The sequence below is a fragment of the Pseudozobellia thermophila genome (genome assembly GCF_900141855.1).
In the GTDB taxonomy this organism is placed as follows: domain Bacteria; phylum Bacteroidota; class Bacteroidia; order Flavobacteriales; family Flavobacteriaceae; genus Pseudozobellia; species Pseudozobellia thermophila.
Genome location: NZ_FQYU01000004.1, coordinates 127,797 through 144,187 on the forward strand (window position 1 = coordinate 127,797; position 16,391 = coordinate 144,187).

Sequence of the window (16,391 nt, forward strand, 5' to 3'; positions counted from 1 at the left end):
TATAAGTTTTATCGGATTATATTCCCTTTCTGGGCTTGAGCCCGATAAAATCTTAGACTATCTTTAACTGTGCCGTGAAATCGAAAACACATCCATGTTTCGGTCGGGATCATTTTATTGGCGCCAACATTAAATTAACCCAATCCATTGATTTACAATTTACACCATATAATTGAAAAGGCCGCATCGAAATCTCCCGACAGCGAGGCCTTTAGATGCCTGACCGATACGGTTACCTTTGGCGAATTGGATGCAAAATCCAATCAGTTGGCCACCTATTTGATTCAGGACGGGGTAAAAAAGGGAGACCGGATAGGTATTTTTATGAACCGCTGCCTAGAGACGGCCATTGCCGTTTACGGTATTTTAAAGGCCGGGGGCGCCTATGTTCCTTTAGACCCCTTTGTGCCTACTTCCCGTACGATACGCATCGTAGGCGATTGCCAAATCTCACACATTATCACCACACCGGAGCAAAATCGAAGGATCGAAAAAATTATGGCCCATGGCACCTCTGTTCGGGGACTAATAGGCTGCGATTTGTCCCTGACGTTGAAGACCGTTTCTTGGCCAGCTGTTTATTCCTTGCCCAAGACCCTTGGCCAAAATGTCAACGTTTTGGCCAACGACCTGGCCCTAATTCTTTATACCTCCGGGTCGACGGGGGTTCCGAAAGGAATTATGCACACGCACTCCAGCGTCTTGAGTTTGGCACAAATCATGGCCCATACCTTTGATCTTGGGCCCGACGATATTATTGGCAACCCCGCCCCTCTCCATTTCGACCCATCTACGTTCGGATTTTTTGTGGCCCCCTTGGTCGGGGCCAAGACCATTATTATCCCCGATGCGTACTTAAAGCTTCCGGCCAGTCTTGCCGCCATGATGGCGGACGAAAAGATAACCGTATGGTATTCGGTTCCCCTTATGCTTATCCAATTATTAAAAAGCAACAGCCTACAACAGCACGATTTCGGGGCATTACGACAGGTTTTCTTTGCGGGTGAGGTATTCATTACCAAGCACCTACGCGCGCTGATGGAGCAGTGGCCCCATATCCGTTTTACCAACTTGTACGGCCCGGCGGAACTTATTTTATGTACCTTCTATCCTGTCACCCGATTACCCGCCCCGAACGACAACATACCCATCGGAACCGTTTGGGCCAATACGGAATACATGGTCCTCGACAGCCGGCAAAGGGAAGTCCCCAGGGGACATGAAGGTGAATTGGCCGTACGATCGGCCACCTTAATGGCAGGTTATTGGAACAACGAACCCCTTACCACCAGGGCCTTTCACAAAATAAAGATTGCCGAAGGCTACGAACATATCTACTACCGGACCGGCGACTTGGTCAAGGAAAATGAAAATGGGGAACTTTTGTTTTTAGGGCGGAAAGACCGACAGATAAAATTACGGGGCTATCGCATCGAGCTTGATGAAATAGAGCAAACCTTGCTTAGGGAAAAACACGTCGAAGAAGCCGCCGTGGTCGTTATAAACAAGGAAAAAGAAGCACAGGAACTGGCTGCGGCGGTCAAATTAAGGAATGCGGAAGGAATCGACGCCGCCCATCTTCGTGAATTTTGCAAAGTTCACCTACCCCTCTATGCCGTTCCGGCCATTATTGAACTTTTTGACGATTTGCCCCGGACCAGTTCGGGAAAGATAAATAGGAAGGAAATAAACGCGCTTTTAGACCCGGATCCAAGATGAAAGATAAGATAGCACAATTTATTATTGAACACCTTGCCAACGAAACCTTGGCAACGATCGACGGGAACGAAGACCTATTGGGCAACGGGATCATCGATTCCTTGGGAATGATGCAACTCATTAATTATATTGAAAATGAGGCCGGAATCCAGATTCCCCCCCAAGATATGGTTCTGGAAAATTTTATGACGATAGAGAACATGATGGCTTACATCACAAGTTCGAAAGAACACAAAACACGGCCCCAATGAACCACCTTCCCGATAATTTACACCCCCTCACCCAAAGTCAGTTGACACTGTGGGCCGGACAACAAATGCATCCGAAAGCTCCCTTGCACAACGTGGTCTATACCTTTGATATACAAGGAAGCATTGACGAAACGATCTTTAAAAAGGCCTTTGCCCAACTTATTGACCAAACAGAGGTGTTCAGAACCTACTTTACCGAAAGTCGTTCGTCTCCCCTACAAGGTATAAAAAGCACCATGGCCCCCAACCTGCAGGTAATCGACTTTACCCAAAGCACAAAAGACGAGGTAGACCAGTGGGTCAAAAAGCATACCTTGTCCCCCATCGACCTTTCGCAGCGCGTTTTTGAAAGTGCCCTTCTAAAACTAAAAGGCGAAAGGTATATATGGTTCTTAAAACTGCACCATTTGGTAACCGATGCGGTTACCTATTCCATTCTTTTCAACCGTATGGCCGACCTGTACGGGCGCATGCGCAACGGTCAGGGCACCACGTTGCCGACTTCGGCTTCCTTCGCCTCCTATGCGGCGCTTGAGCAAGAGGAAGGCAACAACCCTAAAAATCAGGCCAGCCTTGCCTATTGGAAGAAAAAAGTTGACGATCAGGAAAACCTCGAAAAACTGTACGGAGAAGCGAACGACCCTTATACAACGAAGGCACGGCGTATAGAGGTAAGCCTGGGCCCAAAGCGATCAGAGCAACTCAAACAATTGGCCAAGGACCCGAGAGTTAGGAGCTGGACGGAAGACTCCAGTCTATTCACTATTTTCGCAAGCCTTTATTTTATATTTCTATACCGGGTAAGCGGCCAAAGAAAATTGACCATAGGAGCCCCTGCCCATAACCGCGGTAACCGAAGGTTTCAGCAAACACCGGGACTCTTTATCGAGGTTCTTCCCCTCTCCATTGAAATTGGGGAAAACGATACCTTTTATTCGGTACTCCAACGCGTGAGGGCAGAGACCCATGTTTTTCTGCGCCACATCGGCCCCGGCAGGTTAGCTTCGGTCAAGGAAAAAAACAGCACTGCCCTCTTGAATTACATACATGTCGATTTTTCCGATTTCGACGGGCTACCTACTTCGGTCAACTGGGTACATAACGGACATATCGATAGCAGCCACAGCTTACGCCTTCATGTTTACGATTTTACGAAGGGCGGTGGGTTTCAACTGGCATTTGACATAAAAAACTCCCTGCTCGATGAGGATAGGGCAAGTCGCATTCCCGAACATTTTCTAAGCCTCTTCGACGCCTTCCTAGCCCATATTGAACTGCCCATAGGAAAACCGAAGTTAATGGGCAATGACCGTAAACAGGAAACAACCGGAACCCAAAAAACAAATGGTTATCCTGGGGTTCCCGTTCTAAGACAGTTTGAGCAATGGGTCGACAAAAAACCCCATACCATTGCCCTGCAATCCAAAGACCAAATTCTCACCTATCACCTCTTGAACAAAAGGGCCAACCAACTGGCCCATTTATTGAGAACAAAGGACATTGGCAAGGGGTCTCGGGTAGCCCTTTACATGCATCGCAGTCCCGAATACGTCATCAGTGTTTTGGCCCTTATGAAGATCGGGGCCGTTTTTGTGCCCATTGCCTCGGACCAACCTTCTGAACGACTTGCCTATATCGTGGGGAACTCGAGGTGCTGCCTCGTGCTGACCGACTGCAACCTGCGGAAAAAAGGGATAATCGGGCTTGAAAATAGCCTAAACCTAAAGCACATCGCCCCTGAACTCGAATCCCAGAGATCGGACAACCCCCAAAATCCTATCAAGCCCGAAAGTATATGCTATATCCTTTACACCTCTGGCAGTACGGGCAAACCTAAGGGTGTCAAAATAACGAACCAAGGCTTGGCCAATTATTTAGATTGGGCCAAAGCAACCTACGCCACCGATAAAAACACAATCTTTGCCCTCTTTACGTCCATAGGTTTCGACCTTACGGTTACTTCCGTCTTTTTGCCCCTTATCAGTGGAGGCCAATTGGTTGTGTACAAAGAAGACCCAAGGGGGGCCGACACCTCTATTTTTAGGGTAATGGACGACAATTTGGCCAACACCATAAAACTTACCCCGTCACATTTGGCCTTGTTGCGAAAACGCGATTTGGCTTCCTCCGTCCTCCATACCTTGATCGTAGGAGGCGAAGACCTGAAAGTTTCCTTGGCGCAGGAAATTAGCCGATCTTTTTCGAAAGAGATTAAAATATTCAATGAGTACGGCCCCACGGAAGCGACCATAGGCTGTGTCGCCACCCGTTATGATCCTGCCAGGCACAAAGGAGCCTCGGTACCCATTGGCCACCCCATTGACCATATGCAGGCCTTTGTTTTTGATGAATACGAAAACCAGGTACCACAAGGGGTGCCCGGCGAGCTTTACATCGGTGGTATCGGGCTTGCCACGGGCTATGTCGGACCGGCGGACATGACCACCGCCAAATTCATCGACCATCCCTTAGCAGAACATACCAAACTATACCGTTCCGGCGACCTGGTCCGGACGAACAAAGAGGGAGAGCTTGAATACTTAGGCAGAAAGGACGACCAGGTCAAGCTTAGGGGCCATCGCATCGAATTATCGGAAATAGAAGCCCGTTTAGTGGAACACGAAGGAATTGCCGATTGCGCCGTGCTTTTGATCGAGACCGAGGCCGCCGAACCCGAAGAAGAAACCATAAACTGCTCGAGGTGCGGTCTGCCATCCAACTACCCTGGCACCGATTTCGACGGCCAAGGTGTATGCCATCTATGCAGGGCCTTTGACTCGTACAAGGAAAAGGTAGATGGCCATTTTAGGAACGACGGACAGTTGGTGGCCTTGCTCACCTCAAAAAGGGGGCAAAATCCCGACTACGACTGCATCTCCTTACTTAGCGGGGGCAAGGACAGTACCTATGTACTCGCCCGCCTTATCAATATGGGACTAAAGGTATTGGCCTTTACCTTGGACAACGGGTATATTTCCCCGCAGGCCAAGGCCAATATCGACCGGATCGTCACTCGGCTCAATGTGGATCATATGTATGGAAAAACGCCCCATATGAACGAAATCTTCGTTGATAGCCTGCAGAGGCATAAAAACGTATGTAACGGATGTTTTAAGACCATTTACACCCTGAGCACCAAAATCGCCTTGGAAAAGCAAATCCCATTCATAGTCACAGGACTCTCCCGAGGGCAATTGTTCGAGACCCGGTTGACGGAGGAGCTGTTTTGGGACGACAATTTAGACTCCGCCAAAATCGACGACACCCTATTGGAGGCCCGCAAATTGTACCATCAAGAATCCGATGCAGTAAAGAAACTACTCGACACTTCGATCTTCGATGACGACCAAACATTCGAGAAAGTACAGTTTGTCGATTTTTATAGGTTCAGCAATGTCAGCTTATCCGAAATGCTCCTTTACCTCAAGGAAAAGGTAGGTTGGGAGCGGCCGACCGATACCGGTAGATCGACCAACTGCCTTATCAACCAAGTGGGCATCCATGTCCATAAAAAAGAAATGGGCTACAGCAATTATTCCTTTCCCTATAGCTGGGATGTCCGCCTTGGGCATAAAACACGGAACGAAAGCTTGGAGGAAATCAATGAGCTTATCGACGAGATCGAGGTCAATCGAATCATAAAAGAGATCGGTTATATCGAACCGCCCGATAGCACAATGGATGCCCGTAGGCTCGTAGCGTATTACACCGGCGACCCGAACTTATCGGTAAACGAAATCCAGCTGTCCATGGCCAAAAAATTACCCGCTTATATGATTCCGGCCCGCTTTAAGCATTTGACCGAAATACCATTGACCAAGAACGGAAAAATGGACAAATCGGCCCTAAAAGGCCTAACTAGCGTCCAATTGGAGATGAGTACCCCTTACGAAGCCCCTGGAAATGAAATCGAGGAGCTATTGGAAGGTATATGGAAAGAAGTCTTACAACTAAAAAAGATAGGCATCCATGACGACTTTATAGCCCTTGGGGGACATTCGTTGGCGGCCATTCGTGTAACGGCCAGAATAAACGAGGAAATAGAAATGAATTTTCCCTTGAACAAGGTTTTTGAATATCCGACGATTGCATCGTATGCAAATTTTATAGAAAAAACCTTGACAACTTTATTGGAAAATTAAAACCTTGCAATCGAATTAAAAAAATAAGGAAGAACCGAACAAATGGCACAACCAACCACTATTCGAACATCTTGAAAGCGAGCTTAACAAAATATGGGGCCCTCTTGATCGGCATTTGCTACCTGGCAAGTCCGATACACCGTGAAATTGGTAGCATACTTCACGGCATATCCCATTTTTTGGAAGCACCCGATACCCTATTGGACCATAGGCACGAACACAAAACGCATACCTATCACGAACATGCCCAGGAACGCACCGATGATGCCCATGATCATTTAGCCATAAATTTTATCGACTCGCTCTTTAGCGCCTTTGACGGCGACAAAAATCAAAAGGAATCCGTTTATAAAAGCCCCAAACTTGATAAACATCTCCATTCCAATCGATACACCTTTCCGCCCTTGCTCCTTCCGCCCGAGACTACAAATTTCGGTGCGGTAGAAAACAAATTGAAAGAAGGGTACCCCAAAATTCCCCTGGAGCCACCGAAGCACCCAAATGCTTTCAAAATGACTAGCGCCCCGTTTTAAAAAGGGGCCTAGCCAGTCACTTGATCAGATACCCAGAGAAACGAAATGCATGGGCATCACCTTTCCATTAGGTGACGCCGGGTTATGCATGACCCTTTTATTATCCTAAACATATAAAATGAAAAAGTTATATCCCCTAATACTATTAATCCTATCGTGTGCCCCGTTGCAAGCACATTATCTTTCCGGAACCGTACAATCCGAAAAGACGGCGGCCCTTGAGGGCGTCGGTGTGTACAATAAGACCACCGGAGGCTACACCTACACCAATGTATCCGGTTATTTTGAACTTGACGATGTATCGGTCGGAGACCTCATCTATTTCTACAGCATAGGTTATAAGAACCACCAATTGACCATTACCGAAGACCTGCTCAACGGTACGGTCAACATCACCATGGAAGAGGCGGTTGTATCGCTAGACCAGGTAGTTTTGGTCTCCAAGGCGAACGCACTGAGTAATTTTGTCAATGTCGATATCAAAACCAGTCCCGTGAAATCATCCCAGGAAATACTCAGAAAAGTTCCCGGCTTGATTATCGGCCAACATGCCGGTGGCGGTAAGGCCGAGCAAATTTTCCTTCGAGGCTTCGACGTGGACCACGGCACCGATGTGGCCATCAATGTTGATGGGTTGCCCGTAAATATGGTTTCGCACGCCCATGGGCAAGGGTATGCCGACATGCACTTTATTATCCCGGAAACCATCGACAACCTAGATTTTGGCAAAGGTCCCTATTATGCCAACCACGGAAACTTTAACACTGCTGGTTATATTGACTTAAAGACCAAGAAGAAAATCGACGGGAACACGATTTCCTTAGAGGCGGGGCAGTTCAATACGCTCCGCACCCTGGGCATGTTCAAGGTAGCCGAAGGCGACTTCAGCAATGCCTATATCGCTTCAGAACTTGTACTGACCGATGGTCCTTTTGACTCGTCCCAGAACTTTAACCGCATCAATCTCATGGGACGCTATAATTACAGCGATTACGACAATCAGGACCTGACGCTTACGGTATCTCATTTTCAAAGCAAATGGGATGCCTCGGGCCAAATTCCGCAACGGGCCGTCGACCAAGGCCTGATAGGTAGGTTCGGTGCCATAGACGATACGGAGGGTGGAAACACGAGCAGGACCAATCTTCTTGTGAACCACACCAATCAAATAGACGAGCATTCCAGCGTACGATCAAAGGCCTACATCACGAAATACGACTTTGAGCTTTTTTCAAACTTCACCTTCTTTCTTGAGGACCCGGTAAACGGGGACCAAATTCGACAAAAGGAAGACCGCACCCTGATCGGTGCCGAAACCAGTTACGCCCGTTCGTTCCATATCGGCGACCACGATTCGCAGTTAAGGTACGAATCGGGCCTGGGATTCAGGTATGACGATGTCAACGATGTACAATTATCGCGAACCAAAGACCGAAAAACCCTTTTGGAACGCCTCGCTTATGGCAATGTCGACGAACTTAACCTTTACGGCTTTTTCGACCTTACCTACAAAAAGAACAAGTGGACGATCAATCCCGGGCTGCGATTGGATTATTTTAAGTTCGACTATGAAAACCTGTTGAGCGAGGCCTATGACAACCAAAGTGAGGACAAATTATTTTTAGGCCCCAAGCTAAACCTGATTTATGCGGCATCGCCCAATGTGCAGTTCTTCTCGAAATCGGGTATAGGTTTCCATTCCAATGACAGCAGGGTGGTTACCGCCAATAGCGGGGAAGAGATTCTTCCCCTGGCCTTTGGCTCCGATTTGGGCACTATTATAAAACCGACCGATAAATTGGTGATCAACGCCGCCTTGTGGTACCTCTACCTGCAACAAGAATTTGTATATGTCGGTGATGCAGGAATAGTGGAACCCAGTGGAAAGACCCGTAGGTACGGTGTAGATCTGGGATTGCGCTATCAATTGGCCGATTGGCTCTATTTTAACGGCGATATCAACTATACCCATGCCAGGAGCATAGATGAGCCCGATGGCGCGGATTATATCCCCCTTGCCCCCGACCTGACCTCTTCGGCCGGACTATCGTTCAGGAACCTGGGCAACTTTTCGGGCGGAATCAATTATCGCCTTGTCGATGATCGCCCAGCCAACGAAGACCAATCGATTATCGCCGATGGTTATTTTATCACTGATTTAAACCTGAACTATTCCATTAAAAATTGGACCTTGGGCCTTATTGTCGAGAACCTTTTCGATACCGAATGGAACGAGACCCAATTTGCAACGGAGAGCAGAATGTTCAATGAAGCGCAGCCCTTTGAAGAGATTCATTTTACGCCGGGAACCCCTTTTTATATAAGGGGCAAGATTTCGGTGAACTTTTAATATCGGTGGCGACCCAAAATCAAAAAGTAGTGGATAACCTCCACTACTTTTTTTTTGACCACTGCCGTCTGGAAATCGGCCAACCGTATTTGTTAGCCGTATCCTTCTTCTACCTTATCTTTGTAGCTTCAATTGCCAATGGTAATAGGAGTTGTTTTTATACGTTAGGTTTATAGCCACACAATATACCAAGATTATATGTTCAGTTTTTTCAACAGAAAAAAATTCTTAATCGATTATCTCGAGGGGCTTGTCGATATACACAACCATATTCTGCCCGGTATAGACGATGGCTCCAAGTCCGTTGACGAATCCATTGCAATCATTAAGGGTTTCGCCGAAATGGGCATAACACGGTTTATTGCCACTCCCCACATCATGAACAACTATTACCCCAATGACCGAGGTAGCATTACCAAGGCCCTGGACCATTTATTGGCCGGCATCCAAAAAGAAGACCTAAGGGATGTTCACATAGAGGCCGCCGCCGAACATATGATCGACGATAATTTCGAGAATTTGTTGGCCAACAATTCGGCCATGCCCCTGGTGAAGGATTATTTACTCTTCGAGATGTCCTACCTACAGCCCCCCATCAACTTTGAAGAAGCCCTTATCAAGATAATGGAAAAACATTATTTTCCCGTTTTGGCGCATCCCGAACGTTATGGTTTCCTTCACCATAAAAAAAGAAAGTACGGAGAATATAAAAACCAAGGCATCCTCTTTCAGATGAACCTGTTGTCATTGGGCGATTTTTACGGGAAGGAAGTGTCTAAGGTGGCCCTCGAGCTATTGGACCAAGGCCTTATTGATTTCTTGGGATCGGATATCCACAACATGAATCAACTCAACACCCTTAAACAAGTTACCATTTCGACGAAAACCCTTGAGAAATTGTTGCCCATCATCAACAACACGATCGATGTCTTTTATTGAATCGATGCCCGCGTTTAACCAATAAAAAGGGGTGCGATGCGCACCCCTTTTTTTATACTTGTTCGGACCGTATTAGTTGTCTATCAACAGTTTCAAGGTCAACACTTTACCCTTGTTCGTTGCTATACGTACAAAATACAGGCCATCGGGCAATCCATCCACCGAAATTTGATAGGTATCGTCATTCAGCATATTTATCTCATCGACCCTGTAATTGTTCATAAGCCTGCCCTGGCTGTCGTGTAGATTGATTCCCATAAAAACCACATCTTCAGGTTGATTCACCAATCTAAAACTGGCCGTACCGTTGACCACGGGGTTTTTCTCCATGATGATGGCCATTTTGGGTCCTTCCCCAATCTTTAAGACAGTAATTGTTATGATATCGGTATGCGTGTTACCTCCGGCATCCTCTACCGTCAATTCGACCTCATAAGTCCCTGTTCCGTTAAAAATATGTACGGGATTTGCTTCGGTAGAAGTTGTCCCATCCTTGAAATCCCACAGGTAGCTTAATTCCCCTTGCATGGAAATCGAATTGCTACCGGTAAAGGTAACCTCAAGGGGAACTTCCCCTTCCTTTGGAGTAGCCTCTGCAACGGCCAATACCCCGTTTTCGGGCACAACCTTGACCATAACATTATCGGAGTCCGATTCCCCTTCGTCGTCGGTAACGGTTAGCATAAATTCATAGACACCGGCCTGCATTTCACTTACCGACAGACTTGAGGTATCTTCTCCACTAAGGGAGGCTGTCGGTCCGCTTACCTGTGTCCAACCATAAACAACCTGTCCGCCATCGGGATCTGATCCGGAGCCATTGAGTACCACGCTGTTTACGGGTAAGACAATTACGACATCGTCGCCAGCTTCCACGATAGGTGCCCCATCGGTTATGGGCTGAACGATCTCTATTCCCGAAATCTTCGGGTTTTCGGTTACAGGACTAAGGGTAATGGTCATGTATCCATCGGATACGCTTATATCGGAAAAAGTCTCTACCACGGCGGTGGCTGCACCACCGGCAGCAACAAATATGTCATAATTATCAATTTGCTCCTGACCTTCAACATCGATATTGAATACCCTTGAACCAGCTCCTCCATCCGCACCATCGCCCGAAACACCAAAATAAATTTCGGCAAAATGCAAGTTAACCGTATGGGTGCCATTGGCAACGGGAATGTTATAAACCAAATCCCCGCTGGTCTTGTATCTTTCCGTTTGGTACAACTGGTCGTTCGTTGTATTCGCAATCGCTATCGGGTTGGTCAATACCCCTCCCCCGTTCGAATACTGATCGGCGGTCCATTCGGTGCCATCAAAAGTAAGAGAAGGGCCTCCCGCATTGATACGGGTGGTGAGCGAGCCTTCGGAAACGGTAATGGTCACCTCGTCAAAGGCCGTATCATTCTCATCATCGGTAACGGTCAACCGGAACACATACACCCCTTCCTCCTCTAAGGCACCTGTAGTCGTACTCGCCGAATTCGGTGAGGTAAGTGTTGCCGAAGGACCACTTTGTTGGGTCCATTGGAAGCTTACGGTGCCCCCATCGGGATCGTTACCGGAACCATTAAGCGTGACGTTACTGGAAGGAGGTACCATACGGTCTTCGCCTGCATAGGCAATGGGCCTATCGTCACTCGGCCGAATCGTCGTGTTTTCATAAATTCTGAGGACCTTGTCTTTCAACCACCCATTGGATACCACGTCCAAATCACCATCGGCATCGATATCGACGACCCTGGCCCCATCGTGGTGTTCGTAGCCCAAGGCCCCATCGTCCAAGATGATCTTGTTGAAGCCTCCCGAACCGCAAAGGTCGTTCTCAAAGGCGATCAGACGGTGATCTCCCAGCCATTCCCCTACGACAATGTCTTTATCCCCGTCAAAATCGATATCAACGGCATAAACACTTAAACTTCCATTTATATCGTCGGCCAAATCATGTCGTATCCACGGTTGGGTCGGGTCGGCAGGTGCTTCGAACCAAGCGAATTCCGTCTTTGACCCCGTACCGTTTCCTCCGCTTCCAAGACTTAATTGTCCGACTACGGCATCCAGATCGCCATCGCGGTCAAAATCGGCCAATTGGGCCCGATCCGCCGTCGTTACATAGGCATCATTGATACCAGTCTCAAATTTTTCAAAACTTAAGTTACCGTTGTTTCGCAACCAGTTTACCCCTTGAAACAGGTCGAGGTCACCATCGCGATCGATATCGCCCGCCTGAATATCCTCGCCCGAGGAATCGGGACTGATGTCAATCAAACTCCACTCTTCGGTCGTAATCACCGATTTATTGGGAGGGGTAAGCATTTGAATCGGCGAATCCGTCGATTCGGCCCCGTTCCAGTTGATGGCCATTCTATAGGTATTGGTGTTGTCAAAAACACCACCCGCTATACCCGCCAAAAACGGTTCGTAATAATCCGAGTCCCCCGCCGGGATATTGTCGTAAACGGTAAAATTGCCTTCACCATCGTTCTGGGCCCAAACCAACTGAACGCCTTTATACGCCCCTGTCGTACCCAATAGGTCCATATCACCGTCCCCGTCAAAATCGTAAACATGGGCCACATTTTTAAAGTCGCCACCGACTTCATTTTTCTCCCAGTCCCCCGATGCATACCCCGGATTCTTGTACCACCAGCCACCGGTAACAATATCCTTTAAGCCATCACCGTCCAAATCGTGATCGGCAAAGGTATAGACCACGGTATAGGGGTTGGGATCAAACTCGTGAACTATCCACGATTCGGGAAACTCGGTTTCGTTACACGTAATCGCCGCCGTAACATTTACGGTCACCTCGTCATAAATGCCCGTACCCGTGTGATCGGCATTAAAAAGCTCCACTTTTATAACGTGTTCGCCCAAGCTCAAACCGTCAATGGGAATCGGGTCGTAACCGTAGTACTTATCGACCAATACCCCATCGATAAAGTAGTGGATATGGGTATCGTCCTCGTTAATGACCCAATTTTCAACGGCAAAGGCCACATCAAAGGGTTGGTTGACATCCCATCCATTGGATGGGGAAATGATCTGGATCTTGGCATTCGTACTTCCTCCTTCGAAGGCATCCTTGGACAAAATTTCTATACCGTTGACTTTTGGACTTTGTACGATTCCGTTAAAATAGATACTGACAGCCCCATCCGACACGGTAACATTGTCAAAATCCTTGACCAAAGCGGTCGCTGGATCGGTTTCGGCCAGTATATCGAAGTTGGATAATACCTTCTCCCCTTCGATCACCACATCAAATACCCTCGATCCGGCCCCTTTGTCCAATTGATCCTCATCGACACCAAAGAATATCTCGGCAAAGTGCAAGCGAATATCGTACTCGCCCGACACCGCGACGGGAATTTCATAACCGAATGAACCCTTGTTACTGGTGTAACGCTCTGTTTGATACAATGTATCGTCATCCGTTCCTTCCACTGGAACCGTTTTAATGTATTTGCTACCGGAATTAAAATAGGTGTCCGCTTCAAAAATCGCTCCTCCCGGTCCCGTAATTTGGCTCCCTCCGGCATTGATCCTGATTTCATTAAAGACAAAGAAAGAAAAACTGTCGGCCACCATGGTCACGCCACTGGTGTTCTTAACGTTCGAAATACCCAAACTGTAGTCGATACCCGAACTTAGGGGCGATGTGTTGAGAAAAACGGTCTGACCATCCGCCTGAAGCACGGCACTTTGTACCGTTATACCATCGCTAATTACGTAGTTCGACGCGTTCTCGGCCGTAGCTTCGTCGACATACTCCGAGAATTTCACCTCTACCCTGTTGTTACCATTGGCCTCTACCCTATGGACTTCGGGCGGGGTATTGTCTTCCGAAACCCCATCGCCCAAGAACTCGATATAATTCAATCGAAATATATCTTGGGAAGCGGAAGCATTTTTAAATACAAAATAAAGATCGTGCTTACCCCCTGGATCGGTTATAGGGGTTTGAATGTGGAGCCAATTGTCGTTCCCCCCGGTGGAAGGAACGGTCGTCGTGGCCACCAAGGTGCCGGTTGGGCTGTCCAACCTCAACTCAATGGTGCCTCCTGCCTTTTCGGAGGCGACCAAATACTTGACGGCGTTCATGTTCAACAAATTACGCCCGGTAAAGGACATGTATGAATTGTTGTTGACTTGAATCGCACTGGAGGCCCCTTCCAAGGCATAGGTATTGGGAATTATGGTGACCCCACTTTGTGTATCGAAATATTCGGCTTCCCTACGTTTGGGATGAAGCTTTATCTGCCCCCTCGAAATGAGTCCGCCACTATCGGTATAATTCGAGTTTAGGACAAAGTAGATATCCATTTCACCATCAATTTGGTGGTCGCCGTCACCTAGGTTGATGCTGGAAGTACAGGCATCGATGGTTCCTACGTCATGAAAATGGTTCTCGTGGCCCAGGGAAGGGACGACATTTACATCCTCACAATCGATAATACCCTCTTCCGCGTCGGTAGTGACCAAATTAAAATCGACATCGTCGTTCCAATTAAAGAACCCGCCGTCGACGGGGGAATTAAAACTAAATTGCGCTTGGGTGTTACCTGCGTAAATTTTAATGGTCTTGGCTCCCACAGCCCCATCGGGGTCGGTCACCTTTAGCTGAGCCGTATAGGTACCCTCCGTGGTATAGGTATGCGATATATTGGGCGTCGTATAGTCGACGGTACCGTCCACATCGATATCCCATTCATAGGTAAGGGGTGAATCGCCATTGGGGTCGGTTGTCTGGTCTCCTGTAAAGTTAACGGTAAGGGGCAAGGGGCCGTTGGTCACATCGGCTTCCATTACGACATGGGGTGGTGAATTGGTAGTAATGCCCGTATAATTGACCTGAATAAGCCTTCCTATCCCATCGGGAATGTCCTGGGGGCAGCACCCCTCGCCATAGGCCAGAATATACATTTTACCATCGGGGCCCAGTTCCATATCGATATAACCATCCTTGTTATTGCCATCTCCGGGAAAAACATCATCGGTCAGCATCTCTTCCGAAAGAATACTCCCATCGGCCGCCATTTCGACCGCCCAGATACGACTTGAATTGAAATCGAAGTAAAAGAACATATCGTCGAACTCTTGAGGTAAGCGCTGTTTGTCCAACAAGTCGTCGTCTACCCAGTTATATCTAAACCCTGCCAAATAACATTTATGGAATTTTTCGATCCAGGCAGGTTCCGCCGGAGGGAGAACGGTTGCCCCTGTATTCCATTTGGAGATGTTCTTGGGGGCTTGCCAATCGTTATAGTAGGGTGTATCGGCATAAGTAATGAGGTAGGGATCATTGTTATCGGTTCCCGAAAAATAGGGCCAACCGTAATTGCCCGCTTCCTTGGTCAAATTGATTTCGTCGAGTCCCTCGGGTCCCAATTCCCCAGCCTCGTTCCCATCGGGGCCCACCTCGCCCCAAAACAACCAATCGTTATACTCCTTGTCCACAAAAATACGATAGGGGTTTCTGGCTCCCATCACGTAAATTTCGGGTCGGGTATCGGGTGTTCCCGGGGGAAACAAATTTCCGCTTGGAATTGTATAGCTACTACCGGGACCGGGTTTGATCCTCAAAATCTTACCCCTTAGGTCATTGGTATTCGACGAGGCCTTCTCTGCGCTGTAATCCGAATTATCTTCGTCAAGAGGGGCAAAGTATTTACTCCCATAGGTAGTATTGTCGCCCGTGGCGATGTAAAGGTTGCCTTGGGAATCAAAATCCATATCCCCACCGGAATGCCATAAGGCCGATCGGGAAGTGTTCCATTGGATAATAATTTCTTCCGAGGAAAAGTCGATGGCATCGCCTACGACGCTAAACCTTGAAACCCTGTAACCGACAAAGTCGATAGGGGCGTAATGCAAGTAGATTTTATTGTTGGTCTCAAAATCGGGATCAACGGCTATTCCGACCAGCCCGTCCTCGTGCTCATGGTAAACGGGCAGGACTCCAGCTGAAACCGTATATTGCTCATCGGGCTTATAAATAAGAATTTCCCCGAAACGATCTAAAATAAATATCCGGCCATCCGGCGCAAATTTAAAAGTAGTTGCATTTGACAATCCGGTTACGATATCCACTTTGGTAAATTGATCGGGCAACTGGGCCCTTACTTCACAAATTCCGGCAGCAAAAAAAAGTAAAAATAAAATAGGTGTAAAAAAAGTGTATTTTCTTTTCATAGTTCCATATAAGTGTTTCCCTGGTGTTCCAATTCCAGCCGATAAAGGTAATTTAATAACACCTTTGGAGTAGAATACCCTACCTATATTCGTTTAAACAAGGGCGAACATCGATAAAGTACACCATCTCGAGAAAGGCTCATTACCTTTTCCTACAACTGTTAAAAACCACAACCTGTTCGGTTAAGTAAAAACATCGTATGATGTAAGTGAGGGGAAGTGTGGGCAACCAAAATCTCCAATCCCATAACGCCCG

General features: G+C 47.6%; 7 protein-coding genes. 6 read left to right on the forward strand and 1 reads right to left on the reverse strand.

Features of this window, described 5'->3' with window-relative positions; all coding sequences use genetic code 11:
* Window positions 1-147 precede the first annotated feature (147 nt).
* The 6 genes from BUB37_RS12470 to BUB37_RS12495 all read left to right on the forward strand — a co-directional run bounded on the left by BUB37_RS12470 (window position 148) and on the right by BUB37_RS12495 (window position 9,934).
* Window positions 148-1,719, forward strand: a complete 1,572-nt coding sequence (locus tag BUB37_RS12470; RefSeq protein ID WP_072994152.1) for an amino acid adenylation domain-containing protein — start codon at window positions 148-150, stop codon at window positions 1,717-1,719.
* On the forward strand, window positions 1,716-1,970 hold the full coding sequence (locus BUB37_RS12475) for an acyl carrier protein (protein ID WP_072994153.1): 255 nt from the start codon (window positions 1,716-1,718) through the stop codon (window positions 1,968-1,970). Before BUB37_RS12470 ends, BUB37_RS12475 begins: the two co-directional genes overlap by 4 nt.
* Window positions 1,967-6,112: a non-ribosomal peptide synthetase gene (locus BUB37_RS12480; protein WP_072994154.1), complete on the forward strand. Its 4,146-nt coding sequence runs from the start codon at window positions 1,967-1,969 to the stop codon at window positions 6,110-6,112. The genes BUB37_RS12475 and BUB37_RS12480 overlap by 4 nt, the downstream gene beginning before the upstream one ends.
* 71 nt (window positions 6,113-6,183) lie before the next feature.
* Window positions 6,184-6,645, forward strand: coding sequence for a hypothetical protein (locus BUB37_RS12485; protein ID WP_139278110.1), 462 nt, complete (start codon window positions 6,184-6,186; stop codon window positions 6,643-6,645).
* A 118-nt stretch (window positions 6,646-6,763) separates the two neighbouring features.
* Window positions 6,764-8,995 carry a TonB-dependent receptor gene (locus BUB37_RS12490; protein ID WP_072994156.1) on the forward strand — a complete coding sequence of 744 codons (2,232 nt, stop codon included), beginning with the start codon at window positions 6,764-6,766 and terminating at the stop codon, window positions 8,993-8,995.
* 198 nt (window positions 8,996-9,193) lie between these two features.
* Complete coding sequence (locus BUB37_RS12495) at window positions 9,194-9,934, forward strand: tyrosine-protein phosphatase (protein ID WP_072994157.1); 741 nt, start codon at window positions 9,194-9,196, stop codon at window positions 9,932-9,934.
* Between the two features lie 72 nt (window positions 9,935-10,006).
* Here the strand turns inward: BUB37_RS12495 and BUB37_RS12500 are convergent, their stop codons facing one another.
* Window positions 10,007-16,135, reverse strand: coding sequence for a malectin domain-containing carbohydrate-binding protein (locus tag BUB37_RS12500; protein WP_072994158.1), 6,129 nt, complete (start codon window positions 16,133-16,135; stop codon window positions 10,007-10,009).
* Between the last annotated feature and the right edge of the window lie 256 nt (window positions 16,136-16,391).